27 protein-coding genes, 1 pseudogene and 1 riboswitch are annotated in these 24111 nt (G+C 47.6%); of the genes and pseudogenes, 17 read left to right on the top strand and 11 right to left on the bottom strand.

Going from position 1 to position 24111, the window contains the following annotated elements; genetic code table 11:
- Nucleotides 1-19 precede the first annotated feature (19 nt).
- The 4 genes from ACZ5LF_RS03405 to ACZ5LF_RS03390 form a co-directional block, all read right to left on the bottom strand.
- On the bottom strand, nt 20-1567 hold the full coding sequence (locus ACZ5LF_RS03405; RefSeq protein ID WP_380569823.1) for a glutamate synthase-related protein: 1548 nt from the start codon (nt 1565-1567) through the stop codon (nt 20-22).
- 190 nt (nt 1568-1757) lie between these two features.
- Entirely contained in the window at nt 1758-2417 is a 660-nt protein-coding gene (locus ACZ5LF_RS03400; protein WP_380569822.1) for a peptide-methionine (S)-S-oxide reductase MsrA, read from the bottom strand.
- Nucleotides 2414-3139 (bottom strand): glucosamine-6-phosphate deaminase, encoded by a 726-nt coding sequence (gene nagB, locus ACZ5LF_RS03395; RefSeq protein WP_380569821.1) that lies wholly within the window; start codon nt 3137-3139, stop codon nt 2414-2416. The genes ACZ5LF_RS03400 and nagB overlap by 4 nt, the downstream gene beginning before the upstream one ends.
- Nucleotides 3140-3157: 18 nt before the next feature.
- Complete coding sequence (locus ACZ5LF_RS03390; protein ID WP_380569820.1) at nt 3158-3757, bottom strand: pyroglutamyl-peptidase I; 600 nt, start codon at nt 3755-3757, stop codon at nt 3158-3160.
- Nucleotides 3758-3938: 181 nt separating this feature from the next.
- On the opposite strand from ACZ5LF_RS03390, the gene ACZ5LF_RS03385 reads away from it, so the two are divergent.
- From ACZ5LF_RS03385 to ACZ5LF_RS03335, 11 genes are all read left to right on the top strand, one after another.
- Nucleotides 3939-4400 carry a DUF2243 domain-containing protein gene (locus ACZ5LF_RS03385; protein WP_464759687.1) on the top strand — a complete coding sequence of 154 codons (462 nt, stop codon included), beginning with the start codon at nt 3939-3941 and terminating at the stop codon, nt 4398-4400.
- A gap of 2 nt (nt 4401-4402) precedes the next feature.
- The gene (locus tag ACZ5LF_RS03380) at nt 4403-5179 is read left to right on the top strand and encodes a cytochrome c oxidase assembly protein (protein WP_380569818.1); all 777 of its coding nucleotides are present in this window, start codon (nt 4403-4405) and stop codon (nt 5177-5179) included.
- 153 nt (nt 5180-5332) lie between these two features.
- A complete protein-coding gene (locus tag ACZ5LF_RS03375) occupies nt 5333-6292 on the top strand; it encodes an AAA family ATPase (protein ID WP_380569817.1) in 960 nt (319 codons plus the stop codon).
- The gene (locus tag ACZ5LF_RS03370; protein WP_380569816.1) at nt 6282-7484 is read left to right on the top strand and encodes a DUF58 domain-containing protein; all 1203 of its coding nucleotides are present in this window, start codon (nt 6282-6284) and stop codon (nt 7482-7484) included. The genes ACZ5LF_RS03375 and ACZ5LF_RS03370 overlap by 11 nt, the downstream gene beginning before the upstream one ends.
- On the top strand, nt 7481-8680 hold the full coding sequence (locus tag ACZ5LF_RS03365; RefSeq protein ID WP_380569815.1) for a hypothetical protein: 1200 nt from the start codon (nt 7481-7483) through the stop codon (nt 8678-8680). Before ACZ5LF_RS03370 ends, ACZ5LF_RS03365 begins: the two co-directional genes overlap by 4 nt.
- Before the next feature lie 172 nt (nt 8681-8852).
- A complete protein-coding gene (locus ACZ5LF_RS03360) occupies nt 8853-9473 on the top strand; it encodes a superoxide dismutase family protein (protein WP_380569814.1) in 621 nt (206 codons plus the stop codon).
- 183 nt (nt 9474-9656) lie between these two features.
- Entirely contained in the window at nt 9657-10286 is a 630-nt protein-coding gene (locus tag ACZ5LF_RS03355; protein ID WP_380569813.1) for a YkyA family protein, read from the top strand.
- Nucleotides 10287-11156, top strand: a complete 870-nt coding sequence (locus tag ACZ5LF_RS03350; protein ID WP_380569812.1) for a polysaccharide deacetylase family protein — start codon at nt 10287-10289, stop codon at nt 11154-11156.
- Nucleotides 11146-12324: a putative glycoside hydrolase gene (locus tag ACZ5LF_RS03345; protein ID WP_380569811.1), complete on the top strand. Its 1179-nt coding sequence runs from the start codon at nt 11146-11148 to the stop codon at nt 12322-12324. The genes ACZ5LF_RS03350 and ACZ5LF_RS03345 overlap by 11 nt, the downstream gene beginning before the upstream one ends.
- Before the next feature lie 624 nt (nt 12325-12948).
- Nucleotides 12949-13485 carry a hypothetical protein gene (locus ACZ5LF_RS03340; RefSeq protein ID WP_380569810.1) on the top strand — a complete coding sequence of 179 codons (537 nt, stop codon included), beginning with the start codon at nt 12949-12951 and terminating at the stop codon, nt 13483-13485.
- Nucleotides 13486-13508: 23 nt separating this feature from the next.
- Nucleotides 13509-13751, top strand: coding sequence for a hypothetical protein (locus tag ACZ5LF_RS03335; RefSeq protein WP_344700759.1), 243 nt, complete (start codon nt 13509-13511; stop codon nt 13749-13751).
- 381 nt (nt 13752-14132) lie between these two features.
- On the opposite strand, the gene ACZ5LF_RS03330 is transcribed toward ACZ5LF_RS03335, so the two are convergent.
- The gene (locus ACZ5LF_RS03330; protein ID WP_380569809.1) at nt 14133-14273 is read right to left on the bottom strand and encodes a hypothetical protein; all 141 of its coding nucleotides are present in this window, start codon (nt 14271-14273) and stop codon (nt 14133-14135) included.
- A gap of 366 nt (nt 14274-14639) precedes the next feature.
- On the opposite strand from ACZ5LF_RS03330, the pseudogene ACZ5LF_RS03325 reads away from it, so the two are divergent.
- The 6 genes and pseudogenes from ACZ5LF_RS03325 to ACZ5LF_RS03300 form a co-directional block, all read left to right on the top strand.
- Nucleotides 14640-15153 (top strand): annotated as a pseudogene (locus tag ACZ5LF_RS03325) (recombinase family protein); the annotation flags it as partial.
- An 86-nt stretch (nt 15154-15239) separates the two neighbouring features.
- Nucleotides 15240-15353 (top strand): type I toxin-antitoxin system Fst family toxin, encoded by a 114-nt coding sequence (locus ACZ5LF_RS03320; protein ID WP_380569808.1) that lies wholly within the window; start codon nt 15240-15242, stop codon nt 15351-15353.
- Nucleotides 15354-15737: 384 nt separating this feature from the next.
- Nucleotides 15738-15839: riboswitch (TPP riboswitch) on the top strand.
- A gap of 126 nt (nt 15840-15965) precedes the next feature.
- Nucleotides 15966-16964, top strand: coding sequence for an ABC transporter substrate-binding protein (locus ACZ5LF_RS03315; protein WP_380569807.1), 999 nt, complete (start codon nt 15966-15968; stop codon nt 16962-16964).
- A 3-nt stretch (nt 16965-16967) separates the two neighbouring features.
- The gene (locus ACZ5LF_RS03310) at nt 16968-17750 is read left to right on the top strand and encodes an ABC transporter permease (RefSeq protein ID WP_380710003.1); all 783 of its coding nucleotides are present in this window, start codon (nt 16968-16970) and stop codon (nt 17748-17750) included.
- Nucleotides 17740-18495: an ABC transporter ATP-binding protein gene (locus ACZ5LF_RS03305; RefSeq protein WP_380569805.1), complete on the top strand. Its 756-nt coding sequence runs from the start codon at nt 17740-17742 to the stop codon at nt 18493-18495. Before ACZ5LF_RS03310 ends, ACZ5LF_RS03305 begins: the two co-directional genes overlap by 11 nt.
- Nucleotides 18492-19583: an acyl-CoA dehydrogenase family protein gene (locus ACZ5LF_RS03300; RefSeq protein WP_380569804.1), complete on the top strand. Its 1092-nt coding sequence runs from the start codon at nt 18492-18494 to the stop codon at nt 19581-19583. The genes ACZ5LF_RS03305 and ACZ5LF_RS03300 overlap by 4 nt, the downstream gene beginning before the upstream one ends.
- Before the next feature lie 121 nt (nt 19584-19704).
- Here ACZ5LF_RS03300 and wrbA read toward each other — a convergent pair whose 3' ends face one another.
- The 6 genes from wrbA to ACZ5LF_RS03270 form a co-directional block, all read right to left on the bottom strand.
- The gene (gene wrbA / locus ACZ5LF_RS03295) at nt 19705-20313 is read right to left on the bottom strand and encodes an NAD(P)H:quinone oxidoreductase (protein WP_380569803.1); all 609 of its coding nucleotides are present in this window, start codon (nt 20311-20313) and stop codon (nt 19705-19707) included.
- Nucleotides 20314-20404: 91 nt separating this feature from the next.
- Nucleotides 20405-20998 (bottom strand): alpha/beta hydrolase, encoded by a 594-nt coding sequence (locus ACZ5LF_RS03290; RefSeq protein ID WP_380569802.1) that lies wholly within the window; start codon nt 20996-20998, stop codon nt 20405-20407.
- Nucleotides 20999-21015: 17 nt separating this feature from the next.
- Nucleotides 21016-21636, bottom strand: a complete 621-nt coding sequence (locus ACZ5LF_RS03285) for a flavin reductase family protein (protein ID WP_380569801.1) — start codon at nt 21634-21636, stop codon at nt 21016-21018.
- 2 nt (nt 21637-21638) lie between these two features.
- Nucleotides 21639-22535 carry a VOC family protein gene (locus tag ACZ5LF_RS03280; protein WP_380569800.1) on the bottom strand — a complete coding sequence of 299 codons (897 nt, stop codon included), beginning with the start codon at nt 22533-22535 and terminating at the stop codon, nt 21639-21641.
- 25 nt (nt 22536-22560) lie between these two features.
- A complete protein-coding gene (locus tag ACZ5LF_RS03275) occupies nt 22561-23514 on the bottom strand; it encodes a ring-cleaving dioxygenase (RefSeq protein ID WP_380569799.1) in 954 nt (317 codons plus the stop codon).
- Nucleotides 23515-23602: 88 nt separating this feature from the next.
- Nucleotides 23603-24043 (bottom strand): MarR family winged helix-turn-helix transcriptional regulator, encoded by a 441-nt coding sequence (locus tag ACZ5LF_RS03270; RefSeq protein ID WP_380569798.1) that lies wholly within the window; start codon nt 24041-24043, stop codon nt 23603-23605.
- Nucleotides 24044-24111: the final 68 nt, after the last annotated feature.

Here is a 24111-nt window from a genome sequence, read left to right as displayed (position 1 = left end):
TTTTCATATGCCATCAGTGTCATCCCCCGTGCACTTTGAACTGTTCCTTATAGATGAGGTGTTCTTTGGTGAATTTGGTCGGGGAATCGATACCCGCTATCGCCGCCAAGTCGAACAGTCCTTCCCTCATCGAAATCAAGTAGTTGCATACACGGTACTTCTTCTCATCGATATCGAGTGCCCGCTCTAGTTTCGGATCGGTGGTTGCCACTCCGACCGGACATGTATTCGTATGACACCTATGGGATCTGATGCACCCTGTACTCATCATGAATCCCCGTGCGATGTTCACCAGATCTGCACCCATGGCAAGGGCCATCGCAACTTTATCCGGCGTGACGAGTTGGCCGGAGGCGATGATCAGCGTGCGTTCCCGGAGGCCATATTTTTCAAGCAGCTGGTCCACATAGGGAAGTGCTGCAAATGTCGGCAAGCCCACAGAAGCGGCCATTTCATAGTAGGTCGCCCCTGAACCGCCGTTGCCGCCGTCGACGGTTATGAAGTCAGGAATGATATCTTTTTCCACCATGACCTTTACCATATCCTCCACTTCCGCTTCATTGCCGACAGTCATTTTAATCCCTACGGGCTTGCCGCCGACTTCACGCAATTGGTTCAGGAAATCAAGCAGTTCCCCAGTATCATTGATGTTTTCGAAACGGTTGGGACTGTCGACTTCCTCCCATGGTGTCAACGTACGGATTTCTGCTATTTCTTCAGTGACTTTGTTCGCTGCAAGATGCCCACCCCGGGGCTTGGCGCCTTGGGCGAGCTTCAGCTCGAATGCCTTTACATTCTTTTTTGCACTCTTCTCCTTGAATGCTTCCCAGGAGAACGCCCCTTCTTTAGTACGGACGCCGAAGAGCCCTGAGCTGATCTGCATGATCAGGTCCACATCCCCTTTTTCGTGGTAGGGGGACACGCTGCCCTCACCGGTATTCATCCAGGTGCCACCTGCCATGCCGAGCCCTTCCGACAGTGCCGTTATGGCATGGCTGCCGAGTGATCCGAAGCTCATTGCAGACTGGCCGATGAGTCCTTTTACCTGAAATGGCTCGGCTGCCGTGTGACGGCCGATCACGATGGCATCTTCATCGCTCAACAGATACGGATCGATCACTTTATCTTCCCGGTGTTCGTCACGGCTGATGAACCCTTCCTGGGTAATCTGATATAACTTCGTATTGACCTTTCTACTCTGATCTATCTTAAGCTCACTGTGTTGCAGCGGAAACATTTTATTGACGAGGTAGAGCCCCGGCTTCTCGAAATCCCTCTCCGAACCAAAGCCCAGCATCCTGTCTTTATATTTTGCTGCCTTATTGACGAAGATGAATTCGTTCCGATTGAAAGGGCTACCCTCATTGTCATTATGATAGAGGTATTGACGCATCTCCGGACCTATCTTCTCAAGCATATACCGCATTTTCCCGAGCACCGGATAATTCCTTAATACGGAGTGCTGGGCCTGGTGTTTATCTATAAAATAAAGATAGCCAAAGATTAACAGTGGCGTAAAAAATATGATGGCAAGTAACGTGGCGATGATAATAAGTAATGTGTTCATGGATATCTCCCCCCTTGCTTTATATTCTTCCATTATAATACTGGAAATTCAAATATGATTTATGGAGCGGTTTGGTCTCATGGCCAGGTTTCCGTAAAGTTTTATCGGGTCGATATGTACAAAAATCCATCATCATGGAATCATGATGATGGATTGGAGGGAGCAGCTATGCACATAAGTCGCCGGACACTTACCATCTAAGGCCGGACAATATTGTTTTCAGCTCATTTCGTGCATGGAGTGGGAGGGGCCAACGGCTGATTTCGGCGAGGAGGGCCACCCGGCCGATATGTCCGCCGACCAGTCCATTCAACCTTGCTGCAAATGTAGAATCCATCAGTTCGGATTCATCACCGAGCAGAGAATCGATCTGGGACAATGCACCCGGGTGGCGCTTCAAGAAATATTTCTGATGCCGTATTTCGGCAGGAGTGAAGCCTGTGAATGGCACGATTTCCGTCTTGATGGAAACACCGGTTGCTGCTTCCACTTCGGCTTTTACCGCCTCGACAGAAGATGTCTGGTCCTCCCGGACACACAACAGGGAAATATACTGCCGCCCTTTGTAGGCGGGAAGATCACTTTTATGGTTGTGCCAGAAGTGGTGCAGAATGTCTGCATGGGAAATGATGTTTGGATCATAATCCACTTCAACCATTTCCGTGTGGTCACCCATATTACGGTAGGTTGGATCCGGCGTTGTGCCACCGGCATATCCTGTACGCGTCCTCAACACACCGTGAAGTGCCCCGAACCGGGCATCCGGCCCCCAGAAGCATCCCATACCAAGGGTTACAGTATCGTATCCGGACCACCCACTTTCAAGTTCATGCAATGTAAGTGCCGTCACAATTTACCCATGGCCGCTTTATCAGCCAGTACAGTGACATCATCATGTCGCTGCAGCACTGTTGCAGGCATATCCGCAGATTCCACTCCATTGATCATGCCATCGATTGCTGCCGCTTTACCTTCTCCAGACGCAATCAGCAAAATTGATTTTGCATCCAAAATGGTATCGAGCCCCATGCTGATGGCGCGTGTCGGCACCTCTTCAATCGTATTGAAGAAGCGGGCGTTGTCCTTGATTGTCGTTTCTGCCAGGTCAACCACATGGGTTCTGGAATCGAATGCAGTGCCAGGTTCATTGAATGCGATATGCCCATTGCGTCCAATGCCGAGCAGCTGAAGATCGACCCCGCCAATTTCTTCGAGCATACGGTCGTAGCGCTTCACTTCCGCGTCAAGATCTGTGGCCGCACCATCCGGGATGAATGTATTTTCCGGTGGGATCGGGACATGGTCAAAGAAGATGTTCTTCATATAATGGTGATAGCTTTGTGGGTGGTCGCTTGCCAGACCGACATATTCGTCGAGATTGACGGTATAGACATGGGATAGGTCTACACTATTTTCGTTCAGCATCCCTGCCAAAATCCCATACATCTTCTCTGGCGTGGAGCCCGTCGCCAGACCCAGTACCACACGGTCGGAATTGACGATTTTATCATATATGGCTTCTGCCGCCTTTTGGCTCATTTCATTGTAGTCTTCTACGCGTTCCAGTTTCATTGTTGGCCCTCCTGATTTTCATTTGATATTTTTGATGATATGTTCAACTGCATTGTTGATGTCCTGCTGTGACCAGCTTGGTATATTGAGTTCACTGCCGATTTCATGATGGGCAGGTACGTGGATGAACCCTGCTTTGACGTCCTTCTGCTGTGTCTTCAATAGGTAGAGCGTCGTATACATGAGCATATTGCACAGGTAGGTGCCTGCCGAATTCGAAATGCGTGCCGGCACTGCGGCGGATTTCAGGGCGGATTCAAGCCTCTTGATCGGCAATGTTGAAAAAAGGCCGTCAGGTCCACCCTCCTCTATCTTCTCTCCGTCAGGCTCGAACTCTGTGTTGTCCGGGCGACCATCCATGCAGTTGATGGCGATGCGTTCAATATCGATGGTATGCCGCCCGCCGGCAAGCCCGAGATTAATTACCGCATCCGGTGCATATTCCTCGATATCTGCTTTTGCCTCGGCACCGAGCGTCCTGAACTCCACCGGATAGACCCGTCCAACTATATGGAATCCACCGATTTCCTTCCCGTCAAAATATTCGACGGTCGAGCCTGTTGGATTTTCCTTGAATTTCAAAAATGGTTCAAAACCGGTAAGGAGCAGTGTCTGCATTCATACCATCCTTTCAATTTTCCTTTTTCGTTTCTACTATACCAAAGTTGAAAGTAAACGCCTACAAAATAAATGTCCCCCCTTAAGACAGTCGTCATCTTTTAATCCACCCTTTAAGGTTATTTAATGGAGAATGCGGGTACTTTAATTGAAACTCTTTTCAGATATCGGAGGAGATATGATGAATCCCATAAAGCAATCCAGTTTCAAGGGTCAGGCTACGTGGTCTGGTCTGCTGTTTGGCATCGGTCTGATGGCGCTTGTCGATGAAATCATTTTTCACCAGTTGCTGCAATGGCATCATTTCTATGATTGGGATACCCCATTCATCGGAATCATGTCGGATGGACTGCTCAACGCTTTCGGGCTTTTCGCACTGGTCGCGGGGCTGTTCATGTTCACGGACTTAAGGCGCAGGAGCACAATTTCGCTGCGGCAATGGACAAGTTTCGTCTTCATCGGACTCGCCGGTTTCCAGCTATTTGATGGCATCATCAACCACAAGCTCCTACAGATCCATCAGGTCCGCTATAATGTCGATATCCTGCCGTATGATCTTGCCTGGAACATTTTCGGCGTCATCCTGCTGACGATAGGCCTCATGCTGCTTTATACAGGAAAGCGCAGCAGGGGGTCGAATTAAGTATGCACAGCATGGATAGTATGGCGGCGTTCCTTATGTTTGAAGCGGCAGCAGCTTGCCTGGCACTCGGCGCACTTATCTTTTACCCCATATTGATGCGTGCCGCCAATCGGACACACCGTAGGTGGCCTGCACGCCGGCTCGTCTTCTGGACGCTTGGCGTTTTGGCTGCAGTGGCGGCACTGGTGGGCCCCCTCGCCCAGCTTTCCCATAGCGACTTCACCGTCCATATGCTCGGGCACCTTCTGCTTGGCATGCTCGCCCCGCTCCTTATGCTGATGGCCAGACCGATGACTTTGCTGATGCGGGCGCTCCCCGTCCGGCATGCACGCAAGTTGAGCAGAATCTTAAACTTCAAGTATGTCCACTTCATCAGTAATCCTGCAGTGGCTTCGGTGCTTAATATTGGCGGCCTCTTCCTCCTCTACAAGACCGGGTTGTTTACAGCAATGCATACATCCACCTGGCTGTTTGCACTGATCCATCTGCATGTCTTCCTTGCCGGCTATCTGTTCACGATGTCGATCGTCTACCTCGACATCACCACACGCCGCTACAGTTTCATATACCGGGCAGTCGTGCTCATCATTGCGCTTGGCTTCCATAAAATACTGTCAAAACTGATCTATGCCGCACCACCTGAAGGCGTTCCACAGGCTGAGGGTGAGGCGGGTGCCATGTTGATGTATTATGGCGGCGATGTCATAGACCTCGCCCTGATCATCATTCTGTGCAGCCAGTGGTACCAATCAAGAGCACCGAAACCGGCAGCCCGATAAAACTGCAGCAAGGGTCACCCGCTTCAAAAGAGACATGCCCCCCATTACCGATCTTTGATTCTTAAAATATTTCTTCTCATAAAAAATTTCAAAATATTGTATATTTTGAAGCCAACCTTTAGAATGATGGTAATGAGAAAAAGGGGGAATATTGTGAATATAACGGAAAAGCTTGAGACATTTAAGAAAGAAGTCGGTAAAGTGATGGTCGGACAGGAGGAGATAGCGGAGCTCATCTTCGTAAGTCTACTGCAGAGGGGGCACATCCTATTCGAGAGCGTACCTGGAACAGGCAAGACCATGCTGTCTAAAACAGTGGCCCGGGCAGTCGGTGGGACATTCAAGCGCATACAGTTCACACCCGATATACTGCCGTCTGACATTACAGGGCTCAATATCTATAATCCAAAAACGCAGGAATTCGAATTGCGCATCGGCCCCATCGATACCAATATACTGCTCGCTGATGAAATCAACCGGGCCACACCAAGGACCCAGTCCGCCCTCCTCGAAGTGATGGGTGAAAAGCAAGTCACGATCGATGGCGAGCGTATCAACATCGCGGAACCGTTCATCGTTCTGGCCACCCAAAATCCCATTGAATCCAGCCAGGGGAACTTCGATCTGCCTGAAGCCCAGCTCGACCGTTTCCTGATGAAGATCGACCTCGGCTACCCTTCTCGGGAAGAAGAGAAAATGATGCTTGGCCTCCATGGCCACACCCCTCCGCTTGATGCCATTGCACCCATATTTACAAAGGACGAGATAGTGGCGCTCCAGAACGAATTATCGGAAGTTGAAGTGAATGACACCATAGAGGATTACCTCCTTGACTTGATACATAGGACCCGGGAACACGAATACGTCGAAATCGGCGTCTCACCGCGCGGCACTCTTGCATTGATCCAAGCCGCCAAAGGCGTTGCGCTCATAAGGGGGCGGGGGTACGTCATCCCTGAAGACATCAAGTATATAGCACCGTTCGTCATCAGCCATCGCCTCGTCCTGAATATCGAAGGCAGCACCCTCACCACCCCGGCAATCGTCGCACAGGAAATTATCGACACGTTGGAAGTGCCGGTCGAGTATGGAGTGGCGAGAAATGAAGTTTAAAGCAGATTTCAAGGATTCTAGGGCAATGAGTTTTTTTATCGGGGCACCCATCATCCTGTTTTTGCTGAATGTATTCTATACCATCAACTTGAATGTAATGCTCATCGCCTCACTCGGCCTCTTCCTCTCATTTGCACTGCTGAATCATCTTTACGGAACGCACATGCCAAAAAAACTTCAAATTGAAATAATGGATAAAGAAATGCGCATGTATAAGAGTCAGTCAGGGAAAATGCGCATCAAAATTGTGCAAAATGGGCGGCTGCCGATACTTGACGGCAGATTAACCATAACAGCACGCGACAACATCCGGTTCGATGACGAACATAATAATGGTACCCGGCATCATACCATGACTTCAGTCCGCTTCACCGTAATGCCGAGAAGCTCGGTCATCATCGAAATTCCATTCACCGGTCAGGCCAGAGGGGTCAGTAAGATTATAGGCGCCAGAATGGAGATTCCCCAACTCTTCGGCTTCAGCACCTTTGAACTCAAGCAGATCGGCACTGTAAACCATGAAATCATCGTCTACCCGGACCGGTATGCCATCCATAACGACCGGATGGCGACACCTCCTCTCCAAGGTAGTTTCCAACAAAAAAACGCCTTGTTCAATGATCCACTGCTGACGACGGGGACGCGGGAATACTTGCCCCAGGACAGTATGCGGGACATCCATTGGAAGGCGTCTGCCCGGACGGGAGGCTTGCAGACCAAGCGCTACGAGAAGACGACGAAAGTCACTTGGATGATTCTGATCAATCTGCAATCTGATCTCTCGTATATGCCGCCTGAGAACATTGAAACCATTTTCGAAAAGATTGCGTTCACCACCAATCAGGCTGCCGAAAACAACATTCCCTATAAAATCATCTCGAACATGGTCACTTTCGACAACCGCTCTTTCTTCCGTCTTGAAGAAGGCAGCGGTGCCCTTCATTACAAAAGAACCCTTGAAGCGCTGGCACGCATCAATGCAGTCACCTATACCGTGCCTTTCGAGCGGTTTTTGAAGCATGTGCGCCTACATGAGGATCTCCCTGCCCATGTCATTTTTACAGGACAGGCAGACCCAGCCATCGAGGCCGAATTATCGCAGTTCAGGGCAAAGGGTGCGCATATATTCCAGTTGGACACATATGGCGTCACCCCTTTTGAAGCGCACAGCATGAGGGGGGTGTCCGTGTGAATCGCCTGAAATATGCTTTTCGGCTTGCCCATATCTATTTCATCGACATGTTCCCACTGCTGTTCGTTATAGTGCTGATCAATATCCACAACGGCAAGGCACCCTTTGTGCTGCCGTTTGTGGCAATCACTGTGGCCGCCTTAGCCGTAAGTTTCCTTATTGCCGGCCGAATTGATATGAACCGCCTGTATTTCATGCTGCCGGTGTTGTTCGTGGCCGCATTCTTATTTGGTTTCAACTGGCTGGCCGCACTCCTCACCGCCTACGTCCCGATACTCAGGCTCGAATATCTGCACGATGGTTCTGATAATGATCCGTCTCCTGCGGCACTCATCACAACCTTCCTCCTGTTGATTGGTACACACCTTATCGGTACCTCGGAAGCGCTCGCGCATACACAGCTTTTCCATGGGATATTCCTCACTCTGCTGCTGTTCTTCTTTATCGGCAGGCTGGTGATCCATCTTATCGGCAATGGGTATGCCGCCAAAAGGAACATCTCCATCCTCCTTATGGCAGCGGGCACATTTGTGGTGCTCGGAGGAGTGTTCAGCCTCATCTACAATTATGCAGCCTTCGCCATGAAATACTTGGTGGTGCTGCTTTTGAACGGTATGATATTCCTCCTCCGTCCCCTCTTTAATGCACTTGAGGAGGTCGAATTGGAGATGCCGAAGATGGAGTCTGAAGAAGAATCTGCTGAAGAAGGAGAATCGGTACAGGAACAGCTTGATCAGGGCGCTTCATTCAATCATGTGCCATTCGATACGATCATGATGATTCTGCTTGCGGCGGTCATCATTGTCGGGCTCTATATATACTACAAAAAAAGGGAGCAGCCTACTGTCGAGGACTCATCTGCACACACTTCTGCCAATGCATCGGTTTCACATTCTGCATTGCCGATCCAGGACAAGATGAAAGCGCCGGATGACCGCGTCAGAAAAGTATACTTCAACTTCGAGAAATGGCTGGCGTCAAAAGGCATGGGCCGATACCGCAATGAAACGATAGAAGAATGGATCGACCGCCTTAAGCTCGACACGCTCATCGATCAGGAACAGCTCGACACCTATATGGAAACACGCTATAGGAGTCAGGACGCCACCCCCCAGGATTATAAGGCATATAAAGACAACATCCGGATGATGAAGAAAGCGATCAACAACCATGTGAGAGGTCGGACAGTTGATTGATCATTCTGAAATCATAATGCTTTCAATAGATGGCACCGGCTATCTATGTTAAGGTGGATTTGTAATATGCAAAATGCATCATCATCCATTTTGCATGATCAATGTTCCCCCGCCAGTTGGTCTGCAGCTTGAATTTCAACGTCTAAAAACACTATCGAAAGGAGCATGTATCATGATGAAACGTTGGCCGATACTACTACTTATTGCAGGACTCCTGCTTGTAATCAGCGCGTGCAGCAACAATGGTGAAGACAGTTCAGATGACACCAGTCAGGAGATGGATGAAGCGACAACAGAAAGCACCGAAGAAAGCGCCGGTTCAAATGGTGAGGAGATGACCGTACCCCTAAAGGATGCTGACGGTGAGGAAGTGGCTGAAGCCACATTGACCCCTGCCGAAGCTGGCGTCACAGTCAAATTGACCGGTGACGGAGTGGCAGACGGAGAAGGAGAACATGGGTTCCACGTCCATGAAAAAGGCGTATGTGAGGCACCCGATTTCAAATCAGCCGGTGGCCACTACAACCCTAATGACGCCAACCACGGTAAAGAGGATCCGGACGGCCCACACGCAGGCGATTTCGACAACATAAAGACCGACTCCAATGGAAACTTGGAAGAAGTGGAGTTTACGACAGATCAGATCAGCCTGGATGAAGAGGCAGCTAATACTGTGATGACTGAAGAAGGTACTGCTCTTGTCATCCATGAAAAGACGGATGATTATTCAACGCAGCCTTCCGGTGATGCAGGAGACCGTATCGCGTGCGGTGTCATTGCAGAACCTAAATAGGCCACCTTCCTCATACCCCTTTCAGATTGATACTGAAAGGGGTTTTTGTATGGGAGGATCTGGTATCAGGGTGCTCCCTCCCATCTCTCATCCATGCAAAATTTTCTGGAAATAACTTGTATAGTATATGAAAAATGAATATAGAGTGTTATTCTGAGAGAGAACATAGAAAGGAGCTGCCTTATGACACATTACATACGCTATATAACAGGCGCACTGTTGTTTTTACTTCTAGCTGGCTGCGGCAATCCGGAAGACCAGTTGAAGTCGACCATCGAGCAGACTGATGAAGTAAAGGCCGAAATTACCGACAGCCTTCAGACATTGAACGATCTCGATGCAAAAATGCAATCCGTATTCACTGAAAGTCTTGAGGATGACACATTCAATGCTGAGGGTTCAGCGCTCGCGGACAACCACAGTAAACGTGCCGATGCACTACAGACGGTTGAAGATAACACTGAAGCATTCATCTCCAAGCAGGAAGAACTGGGATCGATCGAATTACCATCCGAAGATTCAAAGCTCAATGATGATTACAAGGCAGTTCAAGATGCATATGGCACCCTCCGTTCGCACCTAGAATCTTTCACTGAAAATTATCAAGGTGCACTGGACACTCAAAAATCCGTCTTCGAGACACTATCATCAGAAGATGCAGACTTCAATGCGCTAGAAAATGGAGTCGGCGACATCAATGATGCATATGCCCCTGTACAAAAAGAATATTCAGCGCTCGATGAGGCACTTACCAATCTGGAAGATGCGCATCAGGCCGCTCTGGCCACTTTGGAAGAAAGCGGGGAGAATTGATTGAAACATGTAAAATATATATCCTTGACATTATTGCTTGTTCTTCTCGTCGGTTGCGGCAATGAAGAAACTTCAAATAATGATGCACAGTCTGAGGCAAAAGATACAGAGGAGACGAGCGAATCCAAAGAGGAGGCAGCCTCATCATCTGATGCTCCAGAAGATGCCAACGATGAAGCGAGTGAAGAACAGGCTGATGAGTCATCCACGACAAAACAGGCCTATTATGTGGACCCGGCTTCCTATCGCATCCTGCCGCTCGAAGATGACGCCTCCCGTGTGGCGTTGCTGACTATAGACGACGCGCCGGATCAGCACGCACTCGAGATGGCCGAAACTTTGAAGGAACACGACGCGCCGGCCATATTCTTCGTCAATGGCATGTACCTCAATACGGAGGAAGGCAAGGATACGCTCCAAAAGATCTATGATATGGGATTCGAAATCGGTAACCATACGATGACCCACGCGAACTTAAGCAATCTGGATCCACAGGCAACGGTTGATGAAATCATTCCGGTCAATGATATGGTCGAAGAGATCACCGGAGAACGCCCACGCTTCTTCAGAGCACCGTTTGGCGTCAATACCGATGCTTCAATCCAGGTGACTGAAGATGAAGATATGACATTGATGAACTGGACATACGGTTATGATTGGGAAGCCGAGTACCAGGACGCTGATGCCCTTGCTGACATCATGGTCAATACCGAACTGCTCAATGATGGGGCCAACCTGTTGATGCATGACCGGGCGTGGACAAAGGATGCCCTTTCAGAAATCGTATCTGGATTAAGGGCGCAGGAATACGAACTGATCGATCCGGCTAATATCCAAAGCGCAAGGGAGGAAGACACAGATGAAGAGTAAAGTGATGCTTTTATGTTTGATCCTTGGTCTGATGATGCCGGCTGCAGCAAAAGCGGAAGGCTTGAACCTGAATGAAGGACCTCTACTTAAAATGCCGGAAACCATACCTGATAAGTTTTCATACGACAGCGGCGTCGACATCCCCTACCCAGAAGACGGCGTTAAAGGCATTTTCGTCACAGGCTATTCCGCCGGAGGGGAACGCATGTCGAATCTCGTCTCCCTCCTCAATGATACAGACTTGAATGCAATGGTCGTCGATGTCAAGGAAGACGCCGGAAACATCATGATGCCGCTTGAAGGTGCCAGTGAAATGGCCCAGGAGAATATGCAGAACTACGTCGATCCGAATCAGTTGATGGAGACGATGGAATCGGAATCCATCTATCCCATTGCACGCATCGTCGCATTCAAAGACTCCAACCTGGCCAAAGCCCGGCCAGATCTATCATTCACCCACGATGATGGTACTGTCTGGAAAAATGGGCGTGGCGAAAGTTTCGTTAATCCCTTCCTGAAAGAAGTGTGGGATTACAATGTGGATATTGCGATCCAAGCCGCTAAGCTCGGCTTCAAGGATATCCAATTCGACTACGTGCGTTTCCCGGAAGGATTTGAACACCGTGCCGACTCCTTAAACTATGATGCGGCAGAATACGATGACGGGAATGCTGATGATGTCCAGCAGCGCGTCAATGCCGTCACCGATTTCGTTGAATATGCCCGCGAAAAGCTTAAACCTTACAACGTTGATGTTTCAGTCGATATTTTCGGCTATGCCGCTACAGTACCGGAAGCACCTGGAATCGGACAGAACTTCTCGAAGATATCCAATAATGTAGATGTCATTTCATCCATGATCTATCCAAGCCACTGGGGTCCGGGGGATTTTGGCTTCCAGACACCTGACCTTGAACCATATGGCGTCATCGACTCCTATATGGAAGTCGAAAATGAGGTTTTGAATTCTCTAGATTCCCCACCACTCTCCAGACCATGGATCCAGGACTTCACCGCCTCCTACTTGGGTGCCGGCAACTATCTGAATTACGGTGTCGAAGAATTGGAAGCCCAGATCCAGGCACTCCATGACAACGGCGTCGATGAATTCCTCCTGTGGGATGCGACCAATAACTATACAAGAGGCGTGGATTATACTCCTGAATGATAATCACATTTATCCCGAATAGATGTTAAAGAATAAAAAATATCTCTCCGGTCCTTTTAGTCCGGAGAGATATTTTTATGTCTTCACCCCCCATTACTCCTTAAGGCCTCCCGATACAGAAGGTGTTTTCTTATGTGCTTGTGGGGCATCGATTACTTCATTAGCCTTTGAAGGAGATTCTTGGGCACCCAGAAGTGTTTCTAATTCATCCAATATCCAATTCGGTCCTGTTATACCTGTGTCCACTTACCTTTTTCGAAAAGTTGCGCTCACACCTGACTAATTTCAATTCACTAAACAGACCTCATAGGTTTCACCTTCCCCTAAAAACTCATGTATTTTTAATTAATATAGACAATGATTAGTACACTGGTTTTTGGACTCAATTTATATGAATAAAGGACAATTTCACGGATGTATCAAATCGTCCAATTAACGGTTATTAATTGAACGATAATGGAAAGAGAATTGTCCAGATTATTTTGACAAAAGAGAATATACGAAATTATTTTAATTTTAGGGAATTTTTGGTACAGTGGTGAAGACATTTCATATTTATGGTTTTAGACTATATTTTTAATGTTTAATCTTAGATATTAAATTAATTGAAGAGGAGAATGTGTTTTGAAGAAAGTCTTTTTAACTTTTATGACTGCAATTTTATTGTGTAGTGGTGTAAGCAGTGTTAGTGCTCAAGCCTCAGACAAAAAAGTTGATGAAAATAGTGACTTTGAGGAAACCCAAGAAGTATTAGAAAAATACATAACAAGTACTGAAGACGGAGAAGTTGTATTTGATGTAAATCAAGCTAAAGAGGACGGTCAAAGTGAATTTATCATTGGATCTGGTGAAATAATAAACCAATTGAATCAAGAATATAGCCAAGAAGAAGTAACTACTATGGCGATTCCACTTCCTATTTGGGGTAACTGGTGCGGACCTGGTTATGGAGGGGGAGAAACTCAAGATTTACTTGATGCTGCATGTAAGCAACATGATTTAGATTATGCAAAATATGGTTATTTTGATTGCGATAGTGATTTAAGGTTAATAGCTAGAATAGCTGTAGATCGTAGTAAAATGGGGTTCATAGAAAAACAATATGCTAGTGCAGTAGCTGCCTATTTTGTAACTCAAACTAAATATAATAATTGTTATTAAAAAGTAAAAAAGGAGGGGGAATATTGCAAAATAAGTTTAAAGTATTTTCTTTGATTTGCTTTGTATTATGTATTGTAATTTGGGTTCCAAATGTGATTTTTCAAGTCCCTAGCCCATTTTGGATTTTAACTTTTATCATTGCTCCTTTTGGATTAGTTTTTGCACTTTTAGCTAAAAATTATTGGTTAGTTTTTGGTAATTTTGTAATGTTCTTTAGTTTCTTTATTCTTATGGCTCTTGGGTATTATATAAACTCAAAATTATAAAATTATTTATATAGATAGAACTACTTTCTATGTAATCATAATATTTTAGAGCGCCTCAAGCCGCTCTTTCCGCTCTTTTTTGCGTTGAGCAAAAACTGGTTTTAGTCGACTGCAAGTCCACACTCTTTAATGACTTATAAAATAAATCTAGGATGTTATACCTTTATTCGGATGTACATAAATAAGTACATTGATATATAAGATAATATATACTCTAGCTTTATGCCGAGAAAACTTTTTGATGCGTGACAGGCCTTAAAATACACTGAGAGCGCAAGCGAAGTGGTAGCGACAGCTATCAACTTCCGCTTGGTAGGGCTCTTAGGATTTTTAAGGGCGCAACGCATCACACTCAAAAAGGAAATTGGAATAAATCAGTAATTAGAATGTATTTTTGTGTTTTTGAAATATGGAAATATACGCGAATTTCAAGTTTATAAAAAATATAACAATTGCTCCCATGGCACCAGCAATACCTGGTGCACCGAATAATTCAGTAAGTATTTCCATAAGTATTTCCATTAAACTCCCCCTCCATGTATGATATTTCTAATATACCAAAGACTGCACTCTTTAAGACAGTTCTTCTCTATCTATTTTAGGAGGGATTCTCACGTGGATTGAGTCAATGAGAGATGTGATAGGTGGCACTTTCGGAATTATTTTGCACTGATCTAGACGATAACTTGCGCTATAGTTAAGAAACCCAGCTTATATTTTCTGACGATGACAGTTGGGTTTTAAGTTTTAATGTGCAAATCAACACTTAAAATATATGCAATTTATCGGCAGAAGTGATAGTCAGATTGAAGTCAAAGTCTTATAAATAGACAGTGTGATGGTGTTGATACTACTGGATTCAGAGTGTGTGATTAGGGTGTATTTTAATTACATTCAGAAAAGAGGTCTGGCGCCACCGTAAATGAGCGAAGTATTTTTAAAGAAGTCTTAGACTTTGTGCGTTCAGGAGATCTACTCATCGTAGAATCCATTGATAGTCTAAGAAGAAATTATGATGAAGTGATAGATACTGTAATTTTTTAAAACAGAAGGATGTCCAGCTTGTCATCACAAGTTTGCCTATAATGAGTAAAGCAATCGGTAACCCTTTGTTGGATAAATTTATTAAAGATCAAATTATCCAAATCCTGGCCATGATCGTAGAACAGGAGCGTTCGGAGTCAACGCGCAGTCAAACCCAAGGCATTAAATTAGCAAAAAGCAAGGGAATCTATAAAGGACGACCAATACTTTATTTCCCAAATACCAAAGATCTTCAAAAGCTATTTGTTTATCATCGTGTCGTTTCTCAGTTGAATGAAAATATTGCCATATCTAAAATTGCCAAAGAGGTCGGGTTACACGACAGACAATCTACAGAATCAAGGACACTCTAGATTAGTCTTCACTATATAAAAGCGATGTATTCAAAAACGTTTTATATGATAAAATTGATGCGGTCATCTAGTTCACTTCTGTGCGGATAGCATGGAAGGAGGTGACACCATGTTTGCAACAATGTTTGAGTTTCTTATTGCACCAATTTTAGTCGGTGCAGTAATCACATTATTCTCGTATTGGTTGGATAATCGTGAAGACTGACTAGATGACTATACCGATAACACCAAATAACCCCCAATCTACTGCCATAGATTGGGGGTTTGGTGTGCCATGTAAAGCAACAATGTTTGATTACTTATATTATAGCATTTTCACGTTGCCTCGTAAATAAAATAAGATCTACAAAGTATTTAAAGGCAAGTTATGCCCCCTCCTTCTGTTAATTCCATCGAATAAAATGATCGATTTTCGAACTGTCTTCCCATTGTTAATATCGAGTGATTCCCAGTCCTTTTAGAACGGAGAAATATTTTTATGCCGTCAGCCTTCATTTTCGATTTATCATTTCCTCTTCAAATCAGTCCACACTCCCCTTCCAGCTTTAACCCCCGCCCGCATCATGTTATACTGTGTTAAGAAAATAATAGTGATACATGGGGGAGCCATAGCAATGGCTGAGAAGGATGCATCCTGACCCTTTGACCTGATCTGGATAATACCAGCGTAGGGAATGTGTGGCGGTTTTGGTCCTTGCCAGGTACTAGGCACCACGCCTCCACTGCTCTTTGACGCCTCCAGATACGGAAGGTGTTTTTTTATGTCCATTTCAAGAATGGTCACCAGACACCGCCATTTTCGAGAGGAGAATATATTATGAGAAGAATGTTCTATTCCATGGTTGCAATACTGTTCCTGTCCGCCTGCGGCGGAGGGGAAGACACGGGATCGACGGGTGAAGACGGATTGAAGGATGTCACTTTCGTCCTCGACTGGACTCCAAATACAAACCATACCGGCATCTATGCCGCAAAAGCAGAAGGCTATTACGAAGAGCAGGGGCTGGACGTCGAAATCGTCCTGCCTGGTGAAGCAGGGGCGGAACAGACGGTTGCCACCGGCAATGGGGATTTCGGCATCAGCGCCCAGGAAAATGTCACCCAATCGAGGTTGCAGGGTGTGTCCATCGTATCGATTGCTGCCATCATCCAGGATAATACATCCTATCTTGCCTCCCCGAAGGAATACGGTCTTGAGACTCCAGCCGACCTAGAAGGGCACACCTACGGCGGCTACGGCTCTCCAATTGAAGAAGAGACCATCGCCTCCATCATGAAGGCGGATGGTGCCGATATAGATGAAGTCGATATCCTGAACATCGGGGAGACGGATTTCTTCACTGCTGTCCAGCGTGACGTTGATTTTGCTTGGATCTATTACGGTTGGACAGGTGTTGAAGCGGAACTTCGGGATTTTCCGCTCAATACGATTTCATTCACCGAGTATTCCGATGCGCTGAATTTCTATACGCCTGTCATGATCACCAATGAAAAGTTGATTGAAGAAGATCCGGAGATGGTCGAGGCCTTTACAGAAGCGACTGCCAAAGGCTACCAACTTGCCATGGACAAACCTGAACAGGCAGCCCAGCATCTGATCGATGCAGAACCGGATCTCGATGAAGAGCTTGTCATGGCAAGCCAGAAATGGTTGACTGACGTCTACCAGGGGGATGCCCCATACTGGGGCCGCCAGGAGCACGATGTGTGGCAGAACTATATGGCTTGGATGTATGAGAATGAGCTGATTGATTCGGAGCTGGATGTCGAGGCGGCTTATACCAATGAATTCCTCCCTGAGGACTCGGATGATTAGATGATGAAACGCCTATTCTCGTGGAATATTGTGGCGCCCGTTTCCGTCATCATCCTCATCCTCGCCGTCTGGCAACTGGCCGCTTCGCTGTTTGACATCCCAAGCTGGATGCTGCCGAGTCCGGTCCAAATAGTGGAAGAAGGCATGCAGATCTATCCGCGCGTGCTGGATCACAGTCTCTCCACCGTGCTGATCGCACTCGGGGGGTTCGCCATCGGTGCCTCGGTCGGCATCATTCTGGCTGTCGGACTTCATCTAATCCCCCAGGTCAGGCAGGCCGTCTATCCATTGATGGTCTTGTCGCAGAACATTCCGATCATTGCACTGGCTCCGCTGCTCGTACTATGGTTCGGATTCGGTGCCTTGCCGAAGATACTGATCATCACACTCGTATGCTTCTTCCCGATCGCCGTTTCCCTGATCGACGGGTTCAGGCAGACCAATCCGGCGCTTCTCAATTATATGCGCATGATCGGTGCCAACCGCCGGCAGATTTTCTTTAAGCTGGAATGGCCAAGCGCCCTGCCCTACTTTTTTTCCGGTCTGAAGATCTCTGCGACATACAGCGTGATGGGGGCAGTAATCGCCGAATGGCTCGGCGCCCAAAAAGGGCTTGGCGTCTTTATGACGGTCGCCTCCTCCGCTTTCAGGACAGATCAGGTGTTTGTATCGATTTTTGCGATTATGCTGATCAGCATGATTCTGTTCGGGTTCATTCTGCTTCTTGAAAAATGGATGATACCTTGGAATACGGAAACAAAAGGGAGTGAACGGGATGACGGCTAAATTGCGCATAGAAGATTTGACCCACACATTCAAAGGCACACAAGATATCGACGTCCTGGATGGCCTTTCCATCACCATTAGGGACGGTGAGTTCGTTACCCTCCTCGGGCCCTCGGGGAGTGGCAAGAGCACCATCTTCAACCTGATCGGTGGGCTGATCGAACCGGATCAGGGAGATATCTTCATAGACGGCAAGCGGGTCAACGGCACCCGTGGCAACATCAGCTACCTGCCCCAACAGGATTCATTGCTGCCATGGCGCACGATTGAGGATAACCTTGTGTTGGTCCAGGAAATAAACGGCAGTGTCGATCGCAAGAGGGCCCGCAAGTGGCTGAAGCGTGCAGGGCTTGGCGGATATGAGGACTCTTACCCCAATACGCTGTCCGGGGGCATGCGGCAACGGGTCGCCTTCATCCGTTCCCTGCTCAGCCCCCAACAGTTGATGCTGCTTGATGAACCGTTCGGTGCGCTCGATGAACTCACCCGCCTTGATATGCAGGACTGGCTGCTCAAGATGTGGGAGACCGACCGCCGCTCCGTACTGTTCATCACCCACAGCATAGAAGAAGCAATCTATATGTCGGACCGCATATTGATACTGTCCGATAAGCCAGCAAAGATAATCAAGGAAATCCAGGTGCCCTTTGAACGCCCAAGACACCATGACATCACATTGGAAGATACATTCACCAAGCTAAGAAGGGAAATCTACCTGTTGTTGAGGGAGGGCGATTCACAATGATCGGCCAAAATACGATTGCTGAAATAAGGGAACACTCTGCAATGATGGAGGAAAGCGGCCGTCTCACCGAAAAGATGCTCGAATATATTTATGATGAAGGCCTCTTCAAACTGTTTCTGCCAGAGGCATTGGGTGGCAGTACGACCCCTCTACCTGAAGCGTTGCAGACATTCGAAACCGCCGCCTATGCCGATGGCAGCTTCGGTTGGCTGGTGCAGATCGGCTCTGGAGCGGGATTTTTTGCCGCAACGTTATCACCAAAAGCCGTCAAAGAATTCTTCACGGCCCGGGACTTCTTTATAGCAGGCAGCGACCGGCCGCTCGGCACGGCCCGAAAAACAGGCTCCGGCTACATCATCAACGGCACCTGGCCCTATGCAAGCGGCGCCCTGCATGCAAACCTGTTCACCGCCACTTGCAGGGTAGCTTCAGAGGATGAAGACGATGGTGCATTATATGCCTTCGCCTTTACACCAGAACAGGTGTCCATAGAAGAAGACTGGAACGCCTTTGGCATGAAGGCCACCGGCAGCCATACCATTCATGTTTCAGAAGCCGTCGTCCCAGCCCATCGCCGCTTTGATGTCGCTGCCCCGCACTTCTACTATGACCATCCCGCCTACCACTATCCGTTCCTGCCATTTGCATCTGCAAATATCGCCGCCACCGTCATTGGGGTGGCACGCCACTTCTATGAAGCGGCCCGCAAGCATATCGAATCAAAACTCGCATCCGGCAGGGAAGCAGATGCAAGGCGCCATCATCACACCTTGGATATTCTAGATGCCAATGAATCATCATTCATGCAGGCACGTCGGTCATACTACGATGTCGTCGAAACGTCATGGCAGGCCCATATGGACGGCAAGGTTCTTGACGATGAAATCCTCGACGCCGTATCCGACCACAGTAAAATAGTCGCACATGCTGCAGTCAGTGGTATTCAACAGCTCTACCGCCACTTAGGTATGGATATGATCATGGAAGACAGTCCATTGAATCGCATATATCGGGACCTGCTCACCGCATCACAGCACGGACTGCTTATAGACAGCGAAGGACAGATAGAAGAAATCAATACCATATAGCATAAAGAAACTGCCCATGATCTACTATTCAGATCATGGGCAGTCTTTTGCCCCGCCCCATTGGGTTCTTCCCTATATCAAACCCTTCGGGATCAGTGTTGTGTGCTGCTCATTGATGGCCTTATCGGTTGGCTGCAATCGATTGTGCAACGGAAACCGTCCGTTTCGCCTGATGCTTCACTGCCGGTTCAACGTCCTCGATCATTTTGCCGTCTGGTCCGACGGTGACGGTTGTACCGTAAGGGTTGCCGCCTGCTGTAAATAGCGTATCATCCGTATAGCCTGTCGGCACGATGATGGCGCCCCAGTGCATCATTGTCGTATAGAGGTTCAAGATGGTCGCCTCCTGACCGCCATGAGGGTTCTGCGCAGAAGATGTCGCACTGACGACTTTGTTGATCGTCTTGCCTTGGGCCCATATGCCGCCCTGTGTATCGATGAACTGCTTCATCTGTGATGCCATGCCACCGAAACGGGTTGGTGTATTGAAGATGATGGCGTCCGCCCACTCTATATCTTCAGATGTCGCAGTCGGTATATCCTTGGTTGCTTCATACGTGGCTTTCCATGCTTCATTTGCATCGATGACCGATTGCGGTGCCAGTTCATCGACTTTGAGGAGCCTGACTTCTGCACCTGCCGCTTCTGCACCTTCCTGGCTCCATTTCGCCATCTGAAGATTTGTACCACCCATGCTGTAGAATATAACTGCTACTTTAACATTTTCCATTTATTCATTCTCCTTTGACCTGTTTAATAATTTATCCAGAAATCCCATTTTCCACACTCACTCTCCATTCATTCCGCATCTTGGCACCCAATCATCCATTCAGCCAGTTCTTCGCTTCCATCGCGGCATCCTGGGTCAGGCTGTGGCCATTCACCCATGTCACCGTGGCGTCTGCACCGCGTTCTTCAAACAGGTTGATCACACGATCGCTTTCCGCTTCAGGCACAATCGGGTCACCTTTGCCTAGGGATAGGAATACGTCCACATCATTGAAGTCCTGCTTTTCTTCTACATCTGCCGGATAGAGGGGCGCGAACAAGGCCGCCCTCTTGAAGGTCCCTGGCTGCTGAAGCATCATTTGTATCGCGATGTTGGAGCCATTGGAGAAGCCGACAAAGACGACATCTTCCAGTTTGAAATCATGCTCCTTAGACTTTTCAACGATGAACTCATAAAGTTCATTGCCACGGAATTCAAGGTCTTCCCAATCATACTTGCCTTCCCCGTGACGTTCGAAGTAGCGGTTCATGCCGTTCTCCTGTACATTCCCCCGAACAGACAAGACATTATATTCGGGGTTCAACAGCTCAGCAAGCGGCAGCAGATCCCTTTCTGTACCGCCCGTACCGTGAAGCAGGACGAATACTGGTGCACCTTTCTTCTTTTCATTGTATAAGTGTTCCATTACCGGTCATCTCCTTATCATTGTGGTCTTTCTACTGTAAACATACGTCCTATTTCTGCGTAATCATTGCCTGCGAGCCTGCTTACGGCACCTAATCCTATAGGGGCGATATAGCCGTCCTGGTATATGCCATCATCTATATGATAGTGCTGCACCTTCAAGAGCAGGACATCTGCTGTGGCAATACCGTCATCATTGTAGATTACAATCGAATCGTATAATTTTGTTTCAAAGCGTACTTTGGCCTCGTTCACACCTGGGACTCCAATAGAATCGGATGCTACTGCCGTAAACTGCGAAACATCAAGCTCGCTCTCCTCGGGCGCCAAGGGAGCTGAAGCGGCATTGGCCGACTCTACATTTTCTGTATCGACCATCTGCACAACCGCTTCCCCACTCTCAAGGATATTCCTTGCAGTATCCTTCGAATTACCGTCCGCCCGTTGCACCGCAATGGAGAGCATGGGTGGATTGTAGGTGACGATATTGAAGTAGCTGAACGGGGCGATATTGACGACCCCTGACCCGGACTGCGTCGATACCAGAGCAATCGGCCTTGGGATGACGGAACCGATCATAAACTTCTTTTTCTCTTTTGCCGTCACCTCATGCGGCGCGAAGTTCAGCATGTTGCGCATATCTATACATCCAACTTCGGCAACAGACTTTCGTACTCCCCACGCCTATGCTCGTATTGCGGCGGCAACTTCAGGGCGGTGCCTAAGGCATCTTTATCTTCATCCCTATCGAATCCCGGACCAGCAGTCGCAAATTCAAATACGACATGCCCCTTTTCAGACACATAGATGGAATTGAAGTAATGCCTGTCCTTGATTTCAGTAACGCCGAAGTTTTCATCTTTCAGTGCAGCCTGCCAGTCATTGAGCACACCCATATCCGGTACAGACCATGCGATATGATGCACTGTACCAATGCCGAACCTGCCTGGGGCAAGCGGCGGGATTGCTGTGATGATATGATGCTTCTCCTCACCAACTGTCTCGAAATGGAGATTCTGGCCGTCGTAATCGAGCTCCGTCAAGCCCATCATATCAGTCAGCATCGCCTTCGTGCCGCTGGGATCAGCGGACAGGAGCACAGCACCGTGGAATCCTTGAATCGCGTTGTCTTCAGCAGACGCTTCCCCTTCTACAAGGGCGAGTTCGAGCCCATGTGTATCCTCAAATTCCAGGGTGTCTTTCCCGAACAGTTCAGTCACTTCGACATCAATGTTCTGACTGCTGATGTGGTCCTGCCATTCACCAAGGCTGCCTTTTGGCACCCTGAAGGCGATCCTGCCCACCTGACCGCTGCCTTTCCTGCCTTCGCGGCGATCATTGGTCCATGGGAAGAATGTGATGACTGTTCCTGGTGTCGCATCGTGGTCTGAAAAATAGAGATGATAGACGCCCGGGTCGTCGAAATTGACTGTCTGCTTGATGAGGCGCAGACCCAGAACGTCCCTATAGAATTTCAGGTTTTCATTTGGGTCACCGACTATGGCACTGATGTGATGGATTCTTCTTATCGCTTCCATTTGGTCAATTCCTCCTATATGCACATTAAGAACGCTTTGTATCGAAAGGACGTATCTGCGCTTCGATTTCTTCGCGTTGTGATTCAAGGAACGGTGGCAAGGCAAGGCTCTCGCCGAGCGTCTCATATGGTTCATCACCCATGAACCCCGGCCCGTCGGTTGAAATTTCGACCAGGATGTCACCAATCCGTGTGTACAGTGCCTCGAAGTAGAAGCGGTTTACGTTACCGGAGTGTCCCATGCGGTTGTGATTGTATTTTTCTTCCCATTTTTTGATTGTCTCGTGATCTTTCACCCTGAATGACACATGGTGGACTTGTCCATAACCTTGACGGCCAGGAGCCGATTCGTCTTTTCGTAAGATTACTTGACCGCCATTGCCGCCCTCACCGACTTCAAACAGCGTTACATTCTGCTCTTCCAGAACCGGTTTCATATCATAGATTCCTGTAAGGATCTGCTTGAACTCATCGAAGTAGCTTACCGTGATTTCAATCGGCCCCAGACCATAGATTGCTTTATCTTCCGGCACCGGACCGTTCTTCCATGGTATGCCGGGAGCCACACCTGTATCCCCTTCATCGGAGAACAGCTGATACCTCTGGCCATCCGCCTCTTCAAACGGCAGCACTTTTTTCCCGAAAATCTCTTTGATGCCATCGTTTTTTACATCAAATTCTTCGAATCTCTCCAAATAATATTCCAGTGCCGCGTCATCTGGCACTCTGAGTCCTATACGTGAAATCGAGTTCGTACCCGGTGACCCTTTCGGGATATTCGGGAAGTCGAAGAATGTTACGTCTGTACCGGGAGACCCTACATCGTCCGCGAAAAATGTATGGTAGGTGTGGATATCATCCTGATTCACAGTCTTTTTGACCAATCTCATGCCGAGTACTTCAGTAAAGAATTCATAGTTCCGCTTTGCGTCGTCCGTCATCGCTGTAACATGGTGAATACCGAGTAGTCCTTCAGTCATTTCAAAAACTCCTTTTATATGATTTGCCCAATTATTATCTTCAATTAGAGATAATTAGTTTTTTTAAAGCCTGTGCGCGGCACAAGCTTCATTTCAATAATCCTTCTGCATGCAGACCGACACGTTTCAACAGATCGATCGCCTCTTCAACTTCATCATCCGTCCATTCATCGAAAATGGTATGAATCAGCGCTTCCTGTTCTGCTACGCGTCTATTCATATATTGCGTACCCGCTTCAGTGATGCAGGCAAACATTTTCCGTCGATCTTTTTCACAGGGTTTCCTGTATAAGAAACCCTTCTCTTCCAGTTTATCGATGACATATGTGATGCTGCCGCTACCCATCAGAATCTTCTTCCCGATGGATTGAATCGGCTGTTCCCCTTTATGGTAGAGAAGTTCCATCACTGCATACTCATTCAGATTGATCTCCTTCTTCAGAAAATCCTGTTTGATCAGCTTCTGGACGGACTGTGAAGACTTGATGAAGACGGTGAAGGCTTTGATGCGCGGGTCGATATTCACCATATCTGCACACCCTTAAAATTAGTTTAAATTCAATTATATTAAATTTAATATATTTGTACTATAAGCCA

It is taken from the genome of Salinicoccus siamensis (genome assembly GCF_055391965.1).
This window is presented reverse-complemented; position numbering and strand designations above follow the sequence as displayed.

What these genes read in the sequence shown, in the direction of transcription:
- ACZ5LF_RS03320 (WP_380569808.1), top strand. Translation starts at nt 15,240, where the DNA reads ATGGAAGGAGGTGACACCATGTTTGCAACAATGTTTGAGTTTCTTATT.
- ACZ5LF_RS03390 (WP_380569820.1), bottom strand. Translation starts at nt 3,757, where the DNA reads ATGCAGACACTGCTCCTTACCGGTTTTGAACCATTTTTGAAATTCAAG.
- ACZ5LF_RS03275 (WP_380569799.1), bottom strand. Translation starts at nt 23,514, where the DNA reads ATGACTGAAGGACTACTCGGTATTCACCATGTTACAGCGATGACGGAC.
- ACZ5LF_RS03290 (WP_380569802.1), bottom strand. Translation starts at nt 20,998, where the DNA reads ATGGAACACTTATACAATGAAAAGAAGAAAGGTGCACCAGTATTCGTC.
- ACZ5LF_RS03305 (WP_380569805.1), top strand. Translation starts at nt 17,740, where the DNA reads ATGACGGCTAAATTGCGCATAGAAGATTTGACCCACACATTCAAAGGC.
- ACZ5LF_RS03405 (WP_380569823.1), bottom strand. Translation starts at nt 1,567, where the DNA reads ATGAACACATTACTTATTATCATCGCCACGTTACTTGCCATCATATTT.
- nagB (WP_380569821.1), bottom strand. Translation starts at nt 3,139, where the DNA reads ATGAAACTGGAACGCGTAGAAGACTACAATGAAATGAGCCAAAAGGCG.
- ACZ5LF_RS03270 (WP_380569798.1), bottom strand. Translation starts at nt 24,043, where the DNA reads ATGGTGAATATCGACCCGCGCATCAAAGCCTTCACCGTCTTCATCAAG.
- ACZ5LF_RS03385 (WP_464759687.1), top strand. Translation starts at nt 3,939, where the DNA reads ATGAATCCCATAAAGCAATCCAGTTTCAAGGGTCAGGCTACGTGGTCT.
- ACZ5LF_RS03280 (WP_380569800.1), bottom strand. Translation starts at nt 22,535, where the DNA reads ATGGAAGCGATAAGAAGAATCCATCACATCAGTGCCATAGTCGGTGAC.
- ACZ5LF_RS03370 (WP_380569816.1), top strand. Translation starts at nt 6,282, where the DNA reads ATGAAGTTTAAAGCAGATTTCAAGGATTCTAGGGCAATGAGTTTTTTT.
- ACZ5LF_RS03300 (WP_380569804.1), top strand. Translation starts at nt 18,492, where the DNA reads ATGATCGGCCAAAATACGATTGCTGAAATAAGGGAACACTCTGCAATG.
- ACZ5LF_RS03310 (WP_380710003.1), top strand. Translation starts at nt 16,968, where the DNA reads ATGAAACGCCTATTCTCGTGGAATATTGTGGCGCCCGTTTCCGTCATC.
- ACZ5LF_RS03330 (WP_380569809.1), bottom strand. Translation starts at nt 14,273, where the DNA reads ATGGAAATACTTATGGAAATACTTACTGAATTATTCGGTGCACCAGGT.
- wrbA (WP_380569803.1), bottom strand. Translation starts at nt 20,313, where the DNA reads ATGGAAAATGTTAAAGTAGCAGTTATATTCTACAGCATGGGTGGTACA.
- ACZ5LF_RS03345 (WP_380569811.1), top strand. Translation starts at nt 11,146, where the DNA reads ATGAAGAGTAAAGTGATGCTTTTATGTTTGATCCTTGGTCTGATGATG.
- ACZ5LF_RS03380 (WP_380569818.1), top strand. Translation starts at nt 4,403, where the DNA reads ATGCACAGCATGGATAGTATGGCGGCGTTCCTTATGTTTGAAGCGGCA.
- ACZ5LF_RS03355 (WP_380569813.1), top strand. Translation starts at nt 9,657, where the DNA reads ATGACACATTACATACGCTATATAACAGGCGCACTGTTGTTTTTACTT.
- ACZ5LF_RS03360 (WP_380569814.1), top strand. Translation starts at nt 8,853, where the DNA reads ATGATGAAACGTTGGCCGATACTACTACTTATTGCAGGACTCCTGCTT.
- ACZ5LF_RS03285 (WP_380569801.1), bottom strand. Translation starts at nt 21,636, where the DNA reads ATGCGCAACATGCTGAACTTCGCGCCGCATGAGGTGACGGCAAAAGAG.
- ACZ5LF_RS03315 (WP_380569807.1), top strand. Translation starts at nt 15,966, where the DNA reads ATGAGAAGAATGTTCTATTCCATGGTTGCAATACTGTTCCTGTCCGCC.